General features: G+C 41.5%; 15 protein-coding genes. 3 read left to right on the top strand and 12 right to left on the bottom strand.

Annotation, left to right across the window (positions count from 1 at the left end):
* Positions 1-147 precede the first annotated feature (147 nt).
* The gene (locus ACM0OX_RS25175) at positions 148-591 is read left to right on the top strand and encodes a hypothetical protein (RefSeq protein WP_414517632.1); all 444 of its coding nucleotides are present in this window, start codon (positions 148-150) and stop codon (positions 589-591) included.
* 42 nt (positions 592-633) lie between these two features.
* Here ACM0OX_RS25175 and ACM0OX_RS25170 read toward each other — a convergent pair whose 3' ends face one another.
* The 12 genes from ACM0OX_RS25170 to surE all read right to left on the bottom strand — a co-directional run bounded on the left by ACM0OX_RS25170 (position 634) and on the right by surE (position 13,552).
* Positions 634-1,317 carry a class I SAM-dependent methyltransferase gene (locus tag ACM0OX_RS25170; RefSeq protein ID WP_414517631.1) on the bottom strand — a complete coding sequence of 228 codons (684 nt, stop codon included), beginning with the start codon at positions 1,315-1,317 and terminating at the stop codon, positions 634-636.
* Positions 1,314-1,646: a low molecular weight protein tyrosine phosphatase family protein gene (locus ACM0OX_RS25165; protein WP_414517630.1), complete on the bottom strand. Its 333-nt coding sequence runs from the start codon at positions 1,644-1,646 to the stop codon at positions 1,314-1,316. Before ACM0OX_RS25165 ends, ACM0OX_RS25170 begins: the two co-directional genes overlap by 4 nt.
* A 297-nt stretch (positions 1,647-1,943) precedes the next feature.
* Positions 1,944-2,849, bottom strand: coding sequence for an S-4TM family putative pore-forming effector (locus ACM0OX_RS25160; RefSeq protein ID WP_414517629.1), 906 nt, complete (start codon positions 2,847-2,849; stop codon positions 1,944-1,946).
* A gap of 122 nt (positions 2,850-2,971) precedes the next feature.
* Positions 2,972-3,982: a hypothetical protein gene (locus ACM0OX_RS25155; RefSeq protein WP_414517628.1), complete on the bottom strand. Its 1,011-nt coding sequence runs from the start codon at positions 3,980-3,982 to the stop codon at positions 2,972-2,974.
* Between the two features lie 188 nt (positions 3,983-4,170).
* Positions 4,171-6,963 (bottom strand): preprotein translocase subunit SecA, encoded by a 2,793-nt coding sequence (gene secA, locus ACM0OX_RS25150; protein WP_414517627.1) that lies wholly within the window; start codon positions 6,961-6,963, stop codon positions 4,171-4,173.
* A gap of 286 nt (positions 6,964-7,249) precedes the next feature.
* Positions 7,250-7,831: a cytochrome C gene (locus ACM0OX_RS25145; RefSeq protein WP_414517626.1), complete on the bottom strand. Its 582-nt coding sequence runs from the start codon at positions 7,829-7,831 to the stop codon at positions 7,250-7,252.
* 447 nt (positions 7,832-8,278) lie between these two features.
* A complete protein-coding gene (locus ACM0OX_RS25140) occupies positions 8,279-8,467 on the bottom strand; it encodes a hypothetical protein (protein ID WP_414517625.1) in 189 nt (62 codons plus the stop codon).
* Positions 8,457-8,612 carry a hypothetical protein gene (locus ACM0OX_RS25135; protein ID WP_414517624.1) on the bottom strand — a complete coding sequence of 52 codons (156 nt, stop codon included), beginning with the start codon at positions 8,610-8,612 and terminating at the stop codon, positions 8,457-8,459. The genes ACM0OX_RS25140 and ACM0OX_RS25135 overlap by 11 nt, the downstream gene beginning before the upstream one ends.
* A 374-nt stretch (positions 8,613-8,986) precedes the next feature.
* Complete coding sequence (locus ACM0OX_RS25130; protein ID WP_414517623.1) at positions 8,987-9,895, bottom strand: AAA family ATPase; 909 nt, start codon at positions 9,893-9,895, stop codon at positions 8,987-8,989.
* Positions 9,896-10,027: 132 nt separating this feature from the next.
* On the bottom strand, positions 10,028-11,071 hold the full coding sequence (locus ACM0OX_RS25125; protein ID WP_414517622.1) for a bifunctional riboflavin kinase/FAD synthetase: 1,044 nt from the start codon (positions 11,069-11,071) through the stop codon (positions 10,028-10,030).
* Between the two features lie 500 nt (positions 11,072-11,571).
* Positions 11,572-12,468 carry an MBL fold metallo-hydrolase gene (locus ACM0OX_RS25120; protein ID WP_322675259.1) on the bottom strand — a complete coding sequence of 299 codons (897 nt, stop codon included), beginning with the start codon at positions 12,466-12,468 and terminating at the stop codon, positions 11,572-11,574.
* Between the two features lie 277 nt (positions 12,469-12,745).
* Positions 12,746-13,552, bottom strand: coding sequence for a 5'/3'-nucleotidase SurE (surE, locus tag ACM0OX_RS25115; protein WP_414517647.1), 807 nt, complete (start codon positions 13,550-13,552; stop codon positions 12,746-12,748).
* Between the two features lie 388 nt (positions 13,553-13,940).
* Here surE and pheS point away from each other — a divergent pair, with 388 nt between their 5' ends.
* Together pheS and ACM0OX_RS25105 are read left to right on the top strand one after the other, a co-directional pair.
* Positions 13,941-14,933 (top strand): phenylalanine--tRNA ligase subunit alpha, encoded by a 993-nt coding sequence (gene pheS, locus ACM0OX_RS25110; RefSeq protein ID WP_012407694.1) that lies wholly within the window; start codon positions 13,941-13,943, stop codon positions 14,931-14,933.
* Between the two features lie 168 nt (positions 14,934-15,101).
* A complete protein-coding gene (locus ACM0OX_RS25105) occupies positions 15,102-15,704 on the top strand; it encodes a Uma2 family endonuclease (protein ID WP_414517621.1) in 603 nt (200 codons plus the stop codon).
* Positions 15,705-16,023: the final 319 nt, after the last annotated feature.

Genomic DNA, 16,023 nt, shown 5'->3' with positions numbered 1-16,023 from the left:
AGTGTAATTACATACACGTTATCGAAAAAATGAAGTATAAAGTAACAGGGCAGAAAGAAAGAATCAAGTTTAGAAAAAAGTATTTTCTCTAACCATCCATTTCTACTGCCCAACTTTCACGTAACATAGTTGGAGATCATAGAACCTATGCAACCCGTATTTAAGCAAAGTTTTATACTTTCAGTCACTACTGCGATCGCTTTATTATTTGCAGGTTGTGGCGAAAGTAAAGTTGCTCAATGTAACAAAGTCATAAAGGTTGCCAATCAGGCATCTACTCTAGGTCAGCAATTCGGTAAAAATTCTAATCCGGCAAAAGGTTCTAAAGCTTTAACTGAACTTGCTGGTAAGATAGACCCACTTGCAAAAGAGATGAAAGCACTAGAAGTTAAGGATGAAAAATTGCAAGGTTTCCAAGGACGTTTTCTCACACTCTATCAGAACATCAGCAAGGAATTGAATAATGCAGCAACAGCAATAGATAAAAAGAATCTACCAGCAGCAAAGGGTTTTTTGGTATCTCTGCAAAAGAGTAGTAGCGAAGAAAGTTCGATAGTCAAGGAAATTAATAGCTACTGTTCTGGCAAATAATCTATTCTCCTCTGCCTGGAATCTCGATCGCAAAAATAGCGGTTAAATAGTTGGTCGATAACCACCAAAAACAGCAAAGCTAAAATTTTTGTACCAGCAATCCACATTTTGGAACCCAGCCGCTTCTAACCAGCGAAGTTGAATATCAAGGGTTGCCATGCGATCGTATTCCATGCGTTTTTGTGCAGCTTTAAGATCCTCCTCCGAGATATTCTTCGCGCGGACAGAATCTAACCAGTGTTGACGGTAAAGTTGTTCTAAATCAGGCGTTTTGCCGAGAACTTGATCAGCGTTGATAAATATCCCTCCGGGATTGAGAACATCATAAATCCGTTGATAAAGAAGTTCTTTGTCAACATCTGACAGATGATGAATCGATAAGGCAGAGATTATCAGGTTATACGAACTACCTAAATCAGTCTCAATATAGTCACCAATTAAGATTTTGGGAGATTTACCCATTTTGCTAAATCTCACCTTAGCTTTCTCTAACATCTCAGGGGCTAAGTCTAGCAAAGTGAACTCTGCATTCGGGAAGACGGATTGGACCATACCTGAGTAAAGTCCAGTACCAGCCCCCAAATCTAGAACTTTCAGTGGTGCAGTACAATCTCCTGGGATGATTTCAACAGCTGTTTTGTAAAAGTCATCAAAACAGGGAATTAAAAGTCGACGTAAGTTATCGTAATCTCCTGCGGCAGAATTAAAAGCTTCTTGAATATTCATTTTTTTATTTTTAATAAAGGTAAAACTTTTTGTTTTAACAATTCAATTAAAGCTGGTTCCATATATTCATAGTCATCTGGTATATCTAAACATATAATTTTTTTATCTTTCAGGAAGGGTTGAAAATTTTTGGATAGTTTATTTTTATGCGATTTTTCCATCACAAAAATAATGTCAGCCCATTGCATAGCCTCCGTTGATAATGGTACTTCAGCATGGCGATCTAAACCTGCGGAGTCTGTTTCAAATCCTTCATATTCAGAAAATACAGCCTCGGCGGTGGGACTTCGTAGTTTATTCTGGCTACAGATAAATAAAAGCTTTTTCATTAATTAATCTGTATACAGCAAATACATAGCTATTCTATATTCTTAGACAATAAAAATCAGTCAAGGGAAGACCTAGCTTCCGCGATCTGAAAAGGTCAGACCTCTTGACTGCTATTCATATTATATCAGCTAATTTATAGGCTAGCTTGTCTCTGGTTGCCTAGTTATTAAAGTAAAATAGCTTACTGCGATCGCAACCCCAAAACTAAGCCAAATATAAACCAACATATCTTATTAAGCTTCAAGAAATTGAATGATTTTCATTGATGATCGCTGAGTATTCATTAAAAAATCCTACTAAGGAGACTGACGCAATTCCTGAATCAGGGCTTCAGCACCCCTATTCATTTCTTCTTCATTTTTTCGCTGCAATCGATAGTATATCCAATCAAAAATTAATGGACTAAGACGACGGTTATCATATATTTGATTTTGCAAATTATATGATTCTGTCTCAAGTTCTTGAGGAGCAATTCTACCATTGACGACCTGCTGCCAGATACTCTCAGAATTTTCTCTAAGTCTGTCAAGTCGAGTTGCAGCTTCATTATTATCAATATACTGGCGTAATCCAAAAACGAATGTAGGTACTAGTGGGGTCAAAGTTGCTAATACAAATTTCTCTAAGGTTAAACCTCCAATCAAACCGACTAAAAAGACAATAATTGTTATTGCAATTAATACAACAATTACCAAATTAGAGTAACGTCGCTTAAGGTTAGCGTCCCACCAAATATTACAACGCTGGCAAATAATACGTGCTTGGTAAATTGGTAATTGGCTAACATTAATCGGATACCAGTTTTCAAGCTTTGAGTAATTTATATATTTATGTCTATATTTAGCAGAGCTATCAATGATAGTTTCTGGTTCAGGGCGGCTTCCAGAATTTAGTTTTGACCAATCTAATTGAAGAATATCACAATCAAAAAGTTGTTGGATTTTTGCAGCTTTTTCTTGAAGATATTTCTGCCAACGACTAAGTATAAGAATATCTAAAAATGTTACAGCTATTCCCCACAAAGCAGCATAAACTTGAAATCTAGGGAGCAATGCAATAAAAATAGACCATACAACTACTAGGGGAATGCTAAGAATCATGCTGGCATTTTGTATACTTTTAGCATCAGAGTAAAGTTGTCGTTGTGCTGCTAAACGCTCCAACTGAAGTTGTATATTCTGTTCTTGGGGAATTTTGTTCATAAATAATCAGGAAATAGCTATAGATATAAAGACTTTTTCAAATTTTAAATTTAACCAAAAATTTTTAAGCATTATTTTAATCTTAGTGTAAGTATTGTAGAATTCATTAATAGAATTAATTTTTAACTATAAATAGGAAAGTTTATGCCGAAGACTTCGCGCCATTTACTGATTGATAATTTATGGTTATTTTCACTTTCTAATTGTCTAGCCTCCAAGGCTTTTATATTATCTATATGCGCTCTAGCCCAAATACTAGATCGCTCTTTTAGCTCTAAATTATTAATATTTCCCTGAATTGCTTTAGGATCATTAACTGAATTAAAAATATTATCTCTAATATATTGTAATAAGTTTGGAACTTCTAAATCTACATAACTAGATGCTTTTCTATAAATATTATCTGAATAATAGTCTAATATCATATTTTCAAGTAAATATGAGGACATTGATGACATCGTTGGTCTTTTATTCCAAAATTTCATTAATCTTATTAAATTGAATATATTGCCATCATGGAACTGATTTACTTGAGTTGCTCGATCTCGATCAATTCTTGGATCTGTTTTTTGCCAGTTACCTTGGCCATCTGGAATTAAATAATAAGTTCTTCCAGAAAAGTCGGGTTTTGTAAAAAAGCAAGGGACAATATCAAAATTCCAATAATAACTTTTCAATTTGAGTGTAGCAGCTTCTAAGTTTCTGTTGATATCAGCTTTTTCATACTGTGGCACTTTATTCATTAAAGCTATAATTTTATTAATAACTTTTCGTGAATTTAGTTTGTTTGTACTATCGAAACAAAGTCTTTTTAATTTATAAGCAGAATCAGGTACATATATCTCAATTACATTATCTATATATTCATAGTAGGACGCTCCTTCACCACTTAAAACAATCATAATATCAATATCATCAAGTTCTCTTTTTTTTGTACGTCTAGCAAAAGAGCCAAAGTAAATATCTTTTTCTGAATACAGCGTGGGAAAGTATATGTCTTTTTCCGGAAATGAATGTATTTGCTCTTCTACTAGCCAATCTCTGCTCTTTCTTGCTTGAATAGTATCATTTGGATCTAAGTTGACATAATTTTTCAAAAAATCATTAAAAGCTGCATTGACAGTTTTAGCCATAAAATACTATTAATAACTGGAAGAAACTAGAAAATAATATTATAGTACATTTGTATTTTAGATGACAAACTCTTAAAAGCTTAATATTATTTAGATTTTCTTGAATTGATATTTATTCAATAAATCAAAGACGCAAAAACGACTATGCGTCTTTGCGTCTCTGCGTGAGATTATTTTCTATCTCAATATCAAACCATCTCAGACGAAGCTTGCACCATCGGTTGCGGCTGCGGCTGGAACATGAACAATGAGTACACAACGTCTCGACGAATATTTACCATCATATCCAGGAAGAGTTCGTAACCCTCGCTCTTGTATTCAATCAGCGGGTCTTTTTGCCCATAACCACGCAATCCTACCGATTCACGCAAGGCATCCATTTGTTGCAGGTGTTCCCGCCACAGGGTATCAATGCGTTGCAAGATAAAGAAGCGTTCCGCTTGGCGCATCAGTCCGGGTTGAACTTGGTCAATCTGCGCTTCTTTGAGGTCGTAAGCAATTCGTACCTGTTCGTGGAGGAAGGCTTTAATTTCGCTGACTGTGATATCTTCTAATTGACTAGCTTGTAAATCTGCTAGCAGATAGACGAATTCTTTAACTTTCTCAACCAACTTTTCTAACTCCCACTCTTCCGAGGGCAAGTCTATGTTGATGTAGTAGTCAACGATGTCATCCATCGTTTTTTCAGCGTATTTAATCACTTGTTCTTTCAAATCTTGACCTTCTAGGACTCGGCGGCGTTCGGCGTAAATAGCACGACGTTGATTATTCATCACCTCGTCATACTCAAATACCTGCTTCCGAATGTCGTAGTAATAGGTTTCAACTTTTTTCTGTGCGCCTTCCAGACTGCGGGTAAGCATCCCAGATTCGATGGGCATATCTTCTTCAACTTGGAAGGCATTCATTAACCCAGCAACGCGATCGCCACCAAAAATCCGCAGTAGGTTATCCTCTAAGCTGAGGAAGAATCTCGTGGTTCCAGGGTCGCCTTGTCTTCCTGCACGTCCGCGCAACTGGTTATCAATCCGCCGCGATTCGTGGCGTTCTGTACCAATTACGTGCAAACCGCCGATTCCCACTACCTCATCATGTTCGCGGGTAGTAAATTGTTCGTATTCCTGCTTAACCCGATTGTAAGCTTCCCGCAATTTCAAAATCACAGGGTCATCAATGGGAGCTTTTTCTGCGGCTACAGCTACCTTGTCTTCTGCTTCCAGTTCCGGTAAACTACGTTCGCCATACTCACGCACGGCAATTTCTACTGCATCTTTGAGTAGTTTTTCTGTTTCTTTTGTCAACTGAGTTGGGAAAATTTCTGGCGAAGCCCGCCAAGTTTTGACTTTCTTACCAGGGACAAAGCCTTGACCACCACCATGTCCTGTAGGCAATCCGGCTGCTCTTTGCACGCCAAAAGCATCTTCATCTTCTGGCATGACGATCCGGGGCATAAAGTATTCCCGCAGCTTTAGACGCGCCATATATTCGGAGTTACCACCCAGGATGATGTCTGTACCTCTACCAGCCATGTTAGTAGCAATAGTAACAGCACCTTTTCGTCCAGCTTGGGCGACGATTTCCGCCTCACGCTCGACGTTTTCAGGACGGGCGTTAAGTAATTCGTGAGGAATCGCCAATTCCTTCAGCAGCCTACTCAGAAGTTCAGATTTTTCTACACTAGTGGTTCCTACTAATACAGGTCTGCCGAGTTCGTGCATTTCGGCACATTCTCTAGCGATCGCCCCCCACTTACCTGATTCTGTCTTAAAGACCATATCAGATAAATCTTCCCGTCTGCGATCGCGGTTGGTGGGAATTACCGCAACTTCGAGTTTATAAATTTTTTCAAATTCTGGTTCTTCGGTTTTTGCCGTTCCTGTCATTCCACCGAGTTTTGGATACAGCAAGAACATATTTTGGTAAGTAATTGTCGCGAGAGTTTGAGTTTCTGGCTGAATCTCTACGTGTTCTTTCGCTTCAATCGCTTGGTGTAATCCATCACTCCAACGCCGTCCGGCTAGCACCCGACCAGTAAATTCATCCACAATTACTACTTCCCCATTGCGGACGATGTAATTTACATCCTTGAGGAAAAGTTCTTTGGCTTTAATTGCATTGAAAATGAAGTGTGCCCAAGGATCTTCTGGGTCAAATAAATCTGTGACTCCTAAAAGATTTTCCGATTCCGCAAACCCTTCGTCTGTCAGTAGCACGTTACGAGCTTTTTCATCTACATCGTAATGTTCGTCTTTTTTGAGTGTGAATGCTATTTCAGCGGCTTGCAGATATTTTTCTGTAGGTCTTTCCACCTGCCCAGAAATAATCAGTGGTGTCCGCGCCTCATCAACTAAAATCGAGTCCACCTCGTCAATTACGCAATAATTAAACGGGCGTTGTACCACATCTGCCATTGATGTCGCCATGTTATCCCGCAGATAGTCGAAGCCGACCTCGCTGTTGGTAACATAAGTGATATCGCAATCGTAGTTTTTCTGGCGTTCACTAGGAGTCATGCTTGACTGAATTAGCCCCACACTCAGCCCCAAGAACCGATGTACCTGTCCCATCCATTCAGCATCCCGACGAGCCAGGTAATCGTTCACGGTGATGACGTGTACACCTTTACCAGTGAGAGCATTTAAGTAACTTGGCAAGGTGGCAACTAGTGTTTTACCCTCACCAGTTTTCATCTCGGCAATTTGCCCCACGTGCAAAATGATACCGCCAAGGAGTTGGACATCAAAGTGCCGTAAACCTAAGACTCGCCGTCCTGCTTCCCGAACAACGGCGTAAGCTTCTGGCAATATATCATCTAGGGTTTCACCTTTAGCGAGCCGTTGTTTAAATTCGACGGTTTTACTTTTTAACTCATCATCGGAAAGAACCTTAATTTCTTCCTCTAAAAGGTTAATTTCAGTAACAGAAGGTTGGTATTTTTTAAGCTTACGAGCGTTGGGGTCGCCCAACAAAAGTTTTAGCATGGCAGGTTATAGAACTGAATCAAGGGGGATGGGAATTAAAGGGTCGGCATTGATTATAAACATTTAACCCAGTCCAAACGTCTTGGTTGTGGATGGGTGTGAAATGAGAATTACCTCAAAAGCAGGATAAAAACTAGCCAATCATTTAATAAACTGATTGGTTTTAACTCTTATCTTATATTTACTCTTTCTTCATAGTATCATTTTGCCCCCAGATGGGGCCAGAGAGGGTACGGGGGAATAGAGTTAGGAGTTAGGAGTTATGAATTTTTCAACTCCTCACTCCTCACTTCCACTCTGCTGTCAGGCGGCGGAAATTGTAATCATTAGCACTGGGATGACAGCTGATACAACTGCCAACCTGGACGGGACGTGGTAACTCAACTCCTGGATGCAAAGCTTTGAAATAACGCGAGTTGTTGAGGCGATATGGTGTTTCTTCGTCGTCTAGCTGCACACGGGAGAAAGTCGAAAGATATTTCCACACCAAGATGCGTTGCGGATCGACTAAAGGCTGGAGTTGTGCGCCGTAGTGCTGCGAGTCTTGCAGGAGATTTTTCCAAGTTTGGGTAGGTAAAACAGCTGGTGGTATGGCAATGTGACATCTAGAGCAATTTTCTAAATACAGTTCTTGCCCCAGTTGGTATTGTGCAGGTACTACGTCAACAGTGCCAATTTCAGCGGGAGGAGTCGCACTTTGGGCGTTAGTTGCCAAGGCTAGAAGCCAACCCATAGCTAAACTCCACGTTACAATTACCAGAAGTAAACCGAAAAATTGGCGTTTGAATTCACGTTCGGCGCTTGGCTGTAGTGCTTGGCGCTGCCCGCCGTAGGCATCGCGAATTTTGCGCTTAACAAAAATTGACATTCCTCACATTCCCAAATATTTAAAAGTGGCGCTTGTGCTAATCATAAGACTTACGCAGTATTGGCAGTGTTTCAAATTTTGTGTAAGTAGTTTTGGTAAGCAACACATTTTTCATATCGATAACAGTAATATAAATATCTATTCAGCACACTACTGACTATGCAAGGAAAATGTTCTATTACAACACGACGGAAATAAACCACCCATTCAAAATTAATAAAATGCTTACACTGTATTCATTTTTAATTCCGCCTTGCGGTACTAGTAGTTTTAACCTGATTTACTAGAAAAATCAGCCACAATATCTCAGATTTAATTTGCACCAATATCTTCTCGGTCAGATTTGGAATAAATCGTTAGTAGCAAAATACTTGTAGGTGACTCAACTTGATAAATCAATCGATATCCAGCACTCTTACTTTTTGGATACTCTACTGTTACGAACTCTCACCTTATAAACAACATATTCCTCACCAATATCGCAATGCGATCGCCGATAAAACTCCCTTGTTTTAATTGCTCAATAATCGATTGAACATCAGAGCGAATATTGCAAAATCTTTTTGGAAGGTCACGCAAGTTTTGTTTATATTCAGGAGTTAAATCGATTAATACCGATGGCTGTTCATTCGGCATCAATTCCCTCCCACATTTGAGATAGTAGTAAGCGCTGCCCTGTTTTTGCTTGCTGTAAGGCTCTTATCAAGCTGGCTTTAATCTCCTCAACGGATGTATCATCAGGGTCAATCTCTTCTGCTTCTGCTTGTTCTGCAACCAACACAATTACCCGAACCGATGAGGATAAGTGTTTCCCTGAATCGGCTCATCTAGAACTAGATTTCCTTGAGAGTCAATCCTGTCGGTAACTGCGATCGCTTTAATTTATTGTCTACCTAATTTTGTAGGAGATCCTAACACGCCCAAATTCCAGCAGGATCGGGAAACTTAAGTTCAGTCAAGTCTGACTATTATGAGGTATTTACTAAAATGGTAATGGGAGGAAATTTCCCTGATAGTTTGGATGAATTGATACGCAATGTGCAAACTGACGCAGAAGGAACCGGAGTAAAAGCGTAAAAAATATTTTCCTCCGCAAGAAATAGAGTTACCGCCATCTCGGAAAGCTGTTTTTTAGCTTATCAAAGTCACTTTACCTTAAGGAATAGAAACCGATCGCAATAATCGCTCAACAACAGTTCTTGAATTGCGCCCTCCTCTAGGAATAAGTCGATGGCACAGAACATAAGGGACAAGAAATTTCACATCATCGGGAATGGCATAATCACGCCCTAATAGAAAAGCTAACGCTTGGGCAGCCCGTTGTAATGCTAATGTGCCACGGGGACTGACACCAAGGGCGATTTCCTCATCTTGACGTGTTGCCCGTACCAATTCGAGAATGTATTGTTGCAAGGAAGTTGCCACTTTTACTTGAGAGCAGAGGTAACGCAATTCCTGTACTTCTGCCAAGGTAATACAAGGCTGCAAATCAGCGACTTTGATACCATTTTGGAGATTTTGTAGCATCAGGAGTTCTTCTGCCTCAGAAGGATAGCCCAAACTCAGCGACAACATAAACCGATCCATTTGCGCTTCCGGCAGGGGAAAAGTACCTTGATACTCGATAGGGTTTTGAGTGGCAATGACAAAAAAGGGCTGGGGAACTGCACGAGAGACACCATCAACTGTTACCTGATGTTCCTCCATAACTTCCAATAAAGCTGACTGAGTGCGGGGTGTGGCGCGGTTAATTTCGTCAGCTAATAGCACATTGGTAAAGACTGGCCCAGGAAGAAAAGTAAATTCGCCGCTTTTTGGGTTCCAGATGTTGGTGCCAGTAATGTCAGTTGGCAGTAAATCGGGAGTGCATTGTAGCCGTTGAAACTTACCATCCAGCGAGCGAGCTAAGGATTTAGCGAGTAGGGTTTTACCAACACCAGGAACATCTTCTAAGAGAGCATGACCACCACCTAGCAATGCTACTAGCACTAAACGTATTGCTTCTGCTTTGCCAACGATGGTAAGAGCCAGATTTTGTGTTAAAGCGTCGATTTTTTCTCTCATGCGTTGTGGGGAATAGGGAGTGGGGGAGCAGGGGAGCAGGGGAGCAGAGGAGAAGTTGCAGTAAGTTTTTCCCCTCTGCCGCTCTACCCCTTTGCACCTCTGCCTCTTCCAATGCCCTATCTATTGTTCCCACTAAGCACTCAAAACTTCTCTAGCAATAACGCAGTCAAGTTGAATTTGTGTTTTCAGGGCTTCAAGAGAAGGAAATTTTTGTTCGGGGCGCAAAAATTTAACTAGCTGCACGACCAGTTTTTTGCCATACAAATCACCTGACCAATCGAATAAATGTACTTCTGCGGATGAATAAGTGCCGTTTACAGTTGGACGATTACCGATATTCATAACGCCCAATTTTTCGCTAGGAACGGTATCTGTTGTTTCATTGAGAGTGAAAATACGGACAGCGTATACTCCTTGGCGGGGCAAAAACTTTTCTTTTGGTAGTTGGAGGTTGGCGGTGGGAAAGCCAATTGTTCTGCCCAATTGTTGACCTTGAACGACATCACCAAGGAGAGTGTAAGGGCGTCCTAGTAATAGATTTGCGTTTTCGATATCTCCCTGCTCAAGGGTTTGGCGGATCAATGAAGTGCTAATGCGAGCATCCTGAGTTGGAGTAGTACTGACGCAATTACTTTGGGTGGGCGAGTCACCTGTATAAGTTTGTAAGGGAACGATGGTAACGGGAATATTGTGCTTGGCGGCGAGTAATTGCAAATCTTGAGCAGTACCACTGCGCTTTTCGCCAAAACAAAAATCCTGTCCGATGCTAATTCGCTGGCATCGCAGTTGTTGCACGAGAATTTTTTCGACAAATTCTTCGGGGGTCAACGCAGACAATTCTTTGTCAAAGGGTAGTAGTACTAATTGTTCTACCCCAAGCGATCGCAATTGTTGGACTTTTTCATCCAGTGGCGTTAACAAAGTCCTGGGTTGCCCTGTAAAGAACTCCTGTGGATGGGGGTCAAAGGTGACAACTGTTGAATAAGTATATTCTGGATTTGTCAGTTGATTTTCCTTTGACTGCTGACTACCAGCGTGCAAGACTGGTTGAATTACCCTTTGATGACCAAGATGAACACCATCAAACTTGCCAAGGGCAACAGCAGTCGGCGTTAGTAGCCCTTCGCTCGAAAAAGCAACCCGCACAGAACACCCATTTTTAGACAAATTTAGCACGTGGATTCTGAGATTTTAGGTTTATTTTAGCTCTCAGCAGGAAGCTACCCTATGGTAAACCACCTTAAGGAGGACATTCACCAACTGCCTATGAGGTCTTGTGCTATCAGCCAGGGTGTTGATGCCACCCCTTTTAGCTATTAGCCAAAAGCCTAGCCCAAGGGAAGTCGCCCCAGATGGTTTCTTGTGCTGTCAGCTTGAGAGCTAATTGCTAAGTCCAGATAACCCCAAATACCAGAGCTAAAAAGGCTCTAGTTCCGTGTTGAGAATTCAACGAAGTTTTACCGCGATCGTCAGCCGCAATTTTAGGGCGTCTGTGGGTGTCTGGGCTGTGTTGGTGAATCTATAAAGTTTATCCTCCTGTTGTCGCCCTGATCCTGTGTCGGCGTGACAACTCTGGACAGCGCTGTCTCACCGTACAGCCAACAGGGACGCTCTGGCGCTGAAAGCCTCTGATCACCAATTTAATCTAAAATCTCCAATTCCTCCGATCGCAATCTTTAAGTAGAAAACTTGCTAACAGGAAAAGATTCTGATAAAACAACCGAGGTTGGAACCTGAAGTACCAATCCTTCCCGCGCCATAATAGCACCAGGAAATTTTTCAGCGGCTTCTTTGCCTACACGATCCAAAAAGTCGTCATCGTGCGCTGGGTCGTGGTGGTAAATCACTAGAGTTTTGACGTTAGCGGCTTGTGCCACTTTTACAGCTTCTTGCCAAGTAGAATGTCCCCAGCCAATTTTCGGGGATTTTGGCGAGTGATATTCCTCGTCTGTGTAGGTAGAATCGTAAACCAGAATGTCAGCATTACGAGCTAACCACAACACATTGTCATCGAGTCGATCGGGAAAATGTTCGGTATCAGTGATGTAAGTAGCTGCACCACCACGCCAGTTGACACGGTATCCTACAGCTTCACCTGGATGGTTTAAAGGTGCTGTTTCTACGGTAAGGTCATCAATGTGGATTGGTTGCCCCGGTCGAATGTCGTAGAAATTTAAATTGGCTTGCATAATCTGCAAGGGTACGGGAAAGTTCGGGTGCAACATTTGATCGTTGAGGCGCTGTTCTATGGTAGAACCATCAGGTGCGATCGCGCCGTAAATATGAAAGTCATTCCCCTTTACAAACCCTGGTGTAAAGAAGGGAAAACCTTGCATGTGATCCCAGTGAGAGTGGGTAAAAAATATGTGAGCTTCTAACGGCATCTGGCGCAACAAAGATTGCCCCAAAACATGTAGTCCCGTGCCAGCATCGAAAACTAAGCGTTTATCGCCCGCTTGCATTGATATGCAAGGGGTATTACCGCCGTAACGAACAGTGTGTGGCCCTGGGCTGGGGATGCTGCCGCGAACGCCCCAAAATTGTACGGTAAATTGATTCTCTATCCTAGACATGGGTGTTGCTTGCTGGACTGAGCGGGCGATAAATGAAAGAATTGTTACTTATTTTGTCTAAGTTTATGCTGTCTCTCTGATTTTGCTAGAGGGAGAATTTCTTGGTAAAACAGCATATCCTGTTTCTGGCTGATTGTGTAAATGTGAATGAAATACGTCAGTTAGAATTTCCCTGGTTTTGGGGTTAATGTGTATCGGTTATTTCAAGAGTGCCCCTACGTTATAGCCTACATTTTTCCGTGATGCATTTGAATAACCATATTTTTTCCCTGATAAATCAAATGATTCCAGGAAACTTGAATTCCCACTCCGATAATTTCTCTAATCCAGTTGCGTAAGTAAGATTGTATTGTAACGGAGTAATACTGATGTAGTTTTTACGTACAACCTCCACATCTGTAGGTACATTTTGAGGCAGATTTAAGCCGCTAGGGGGTTCCACATCCTCAATTACCTCTCCGGTTAACCAGTAGTACGTTTTTCCACGAGGATCGACTCGTTTATTAAACACATCAATGTAATGCCGTAGGCCTTGACGGGTGAGAGCAACTCCGGCAATTTCTTCCCATTTGACCGCAGGAATATTGACGTTGAGCAACATTAAATCTGGCAGCGGTTTTTGGGCTAACTGGTCTACGAGAACTGTGGCAAACTTAGCAGCAGCTTGAAAGTCTTTAGATGTGTGACTCATAAGACTCAGCGCTACGCTGGGAATGCCTTCAATTAAACCTTCCATTGCCGCAGAAACAGTGCCAGAATACAGAATTTCAGTTCCCAAATTCGCACCTTGATTAATACCAGAGAGAACTAAATCCGGGGGAGTTTCCAGCAAAGCCCACAGCGCCAATTTGACGCAATCTGAAGGCGTGCCATCGCAAGCCCAAGCTTTGATAGCGGGATGAAAAATCCCTTCAACAATTTCGGCGCGAATAGGTTGGTGTAAAGTTAAGCCGTGTCCAGTTGCCGATCGCTCTCGATCGGGACAAACTACACTCACATCATGACCAGCCTCTGCCAAATAGTTGGCTAGGGTACGAATCCCCAAAGCAGAAATGCCGTCATCGTTACTAATTAGTAATTTCATGGTCATTGGTCACTTGTACTGAGCGTAGTCGAAGTATTGGTCATTAGTCATTGGTTATTAGTTATTAGTTATTTGTTATTAGCCATTTGTCAATGTCTGAGGTCACAAGCAGCAAAAAAATATTTATACTCACTAGACAGTGTGGCGGAATTTTGCCTAGCTTTAAGACAAGTTGCTCAATCCCCAAGTCTGGTTAAGTGAGATGTTAGCTGGATTTACACGCCCGCTGTACTAGCGCAATCGTCTATAACTGATAAACAGAGATTTGGTTTCAACCCTCATCTTTAGCTGATGTTAATGCTATGACTGTAAGTTTATTTATCGACCAGTTCACAGCTTTTGACTATAGACTAATGACTAATGACTAATGACTAATGACTAATAACTAATGACTAGCAATTTAGAAGCTCAACTTTTAGCACTGCGGCAGGAAGGAGAAAAAGCGATCGCAGCCGCCGACACCTTAGAACGTCTGGAGGAACTCAGAGTTAACTATCTGGGTAAAAAAGGGGAACTGGGGGCACTGTTGCGAAGTATGGGGCAGATGAGCGCAGAGGAGCGACCAAAAATTGGAGCGATCGCCAATACAGTCAAAGAATCCTTGCAAACTAGTCTAGACCAGCAACGTGTTGCCCTCGAAGCCGCTCAAATTCAGGTACAGCTAGAGGCGGAAACTCTGGATGTTACTATGCCGGGAATTTACAGTCCCCAAGGTCGCATTCATCCCCTCAACGGCATTATCGACCGGGCGCTGGATATCTTTGTTGGTATGGGCTATACCGTAGCTCAAGGGCCAGAGATGGAAACAGATTACTACAATTTTGAGGCTCTCAACACCCCGCCTGACCACCCCGCCCGTGATATGCAGGATACCTTCTACCTGCCAGATGGTAATCTCCTCCGCACTCATACCTCGTCAGTACAAATTCGTTACATGGAAAGAGAAGAACCACCAATTCGGGTTGTGGCTCCAGGGCGAGTTTATCGGCGAGATAATGTAGACGCGACTCACTCAGCTGTTTTCCATCAAATAGAACTTTTAGCAATTGATGAGGGACTAACTTTTACTGACCTCAAGGGCACAATTAAAGTATTTTTACAAGCAATATTTGGCGATTTACCTATTCGCTTCCGCGCCAGTTATTTCCCGTTTACCGAACCCTCTGCTGAAGTAGATTTGCAGTGGAATGGACGCTGGCTAGAGGTGATGGGCTGCGGTATGGTCGATCCAAATGTACTTAAGTCTGTGGGTTATGACCCAGAAGTTTATACTGGGTTTGCTGCCGGTTTTGGGGTAGAACGCTTTGCAATGGTGTTACATCAAATCGATGATATTCGTCGCTTGTATGCTAGCGATTTGCGGTTTTTGCAACAATTTTAGGGAAGCGATCGCTTTAAATAATCAGGCGTTTACTAAATCTCTTGCAAAAGTCAATTAGATCAAAATATAACCACAGATAAATACCCATGAATTATCTGTGGTTTTAAATAATAGATCGGGATTGATGAATTTGGTAAACTATCAGTACGTAACTTCTGTTAACGTGATATGACTGCAATCACTACCAAACGTATAACGCTTGAGGAATATTTGAAATATGACGATGGGACGGATAGCCAGTATGAACTGGTGGCAGGTGAGTTAGTTGCAATGCCACCCGAAAGCCCAAAAAATGTCCAGATATCTCTATTTTTGCTGGTAAATTTCCTCAAGTTCGTCCCGTTCAATCGGTTGAGTAACAAAGTTGAAATTGTTGTTGCTGGTTCTCGTGCGACAACTCGCATTCCTGACTTAGTTGTGCTGACGGATGAACTTGCAATAGCTTTAGAAGGTGCAACACGATCCACAATTACCCTGGATATGCCACCTCCAGCATTGGTTGTCGAAGTTGTTTCTCCTGGCAAAGCTAACGAAGATCGGGACTATCGCTACAAACGTTCCGAGTATGCCGCAAGGGGAATTGCTGAATATTGGATTGTCGATCCACAAATAAATGCAGTTACCGTACTAATATTAGTTGACGGGTTTTATGAAGAAACCAGATTTTCAGGAAATACTGCGATCGCTTCTACTATTTTCCCTGAATTACAACTAACCGCAGAGCAAGTACTCAACGCTGGAGAAGGCAATTCAGGTAATGTAATTTCTTAATACAAAAATCTTGCTTGACTACAGTTACCCAATTGTATTAACTGCAATTACCATTGCTTTTGTCTCGATTTCAAGGCAACATATCTTATAGTTAATACTGTAAAGCTAAGATATTAAAGATGAATAGGAGAGATTTAATAGCTAGAGGATATTTTCCAAAAGAACTGCCTCCTCCTTTTAATACAATTTCCCTCGCTGACTTTGCTACTTCTAGTAAAATAACATTTCCACGTTACCCTAAGAGAACTGCAAAAATTTATAGTCATACAGCATCTACGGCTGTTATGAGGTACAGTAGCAGCAACTAGCAAACCAGTTT

Origin of the sequence: Nostoc sp. PCC 9305 (assembly GCF_963920915.1) — a bacterium.
Lineage (GTDB): Bacteria > Cyanobacteriota > Cyanobacteriia > Cyanobacteriales > Nostocaceae > Nostoc.
Note: the sequence above shows the minus strand (reverse complement) of the source record. Positions and strands in the feature narration are given on the sequence as shown.

Coding starts and splice junctions, on each gene's coding strand:
- ACM0OX_RS25175 (WP_414517632.1), top strand. CDS start 148: ATGCAACCCGTATTTAAGCAAAGTTTTATACTTTCAGTCACTACTGCG.
- ACM0OX_RS25170 (WP_414517631.1), bottom strand. CDS start 1,317: ATGAATATTCAAGAAGCTTTTAATTCTGCCGCAGGAGATTACGATAAC.
- ACM0OX_RS25165 (WP_414517630.1), bottom strand. CDS start 1,646: ATGAAAAAGCTTTTATTTATCTGTAGCCAGAATAAACTACGAAGTCCC.
- ACM0OX_RS25160 (WP_414517629.1), bottom strand. CDS start 2,849: ATGAACAAAATTCCCCAAGAACAGAATATACAACTTCAGTTGGAGCGT.
- ACM0OX_RS25155 (WP_414517628.1), bottom strand. CDS start 3,982: ATGGCTAAAACTGTCAATGCAGCTTTTAATGATTTTTTGAAAAATTAT.
- secA (WP_414517627.1), bottom strand. CDS start 6,963: ATGCTAAAACTTTTGTTGGGCGACCCCAACGCTCGTAAGCTTAAAAAA.
- ACM0OX_RS25145 (WP_414517626.1), bottom strand. CDS start 7,831: ATGTCAATTTTTGTTAAGCGCAAAATTCGCGATGCCTACGGCGGGCAG.
- ACM0OX_RS25140 (WP_414517625.1), bottom strand. CDS start 8,467: ATGCCGAATGAACAGCCATCGGTATTAATCGATTTAACTCCTGAATAT.
- ACM0OX_RS25130 (WP_414517623.1), bottom strand. CDS start 9,895: ATGAGAGAAAAAATCGACGCTTTAACACAAAATCTGGCTCTTACCATC.
- ACM0OX_RS25120 (WP_322675259.1), bottom strand. CDS start 12,468: ATGTCTAGGATAGAGAATCAATTTACCGTACAATTTTGGGGCGTTCGC.
- surE (WP_414517647.1), bottom strand. CDS start 13,552: ATGAAATTACTAATTAGTAACGATGACGGCATTTCTGCTTTGGGGATT.
- pheS (WP_012407694.1), top strand. CDS start 13,941: ATGACTAGCAATTTAGAAGCTCAACTTTTAGCACTGCGGCAGGAAGGA.
- ACM0OX_RS25105 (WP_414517621.1), top strand. CDS start 15,102: ATGACTGCAATCACTACCAAACGTATAACGCTTGAGGAATATTTGAAA.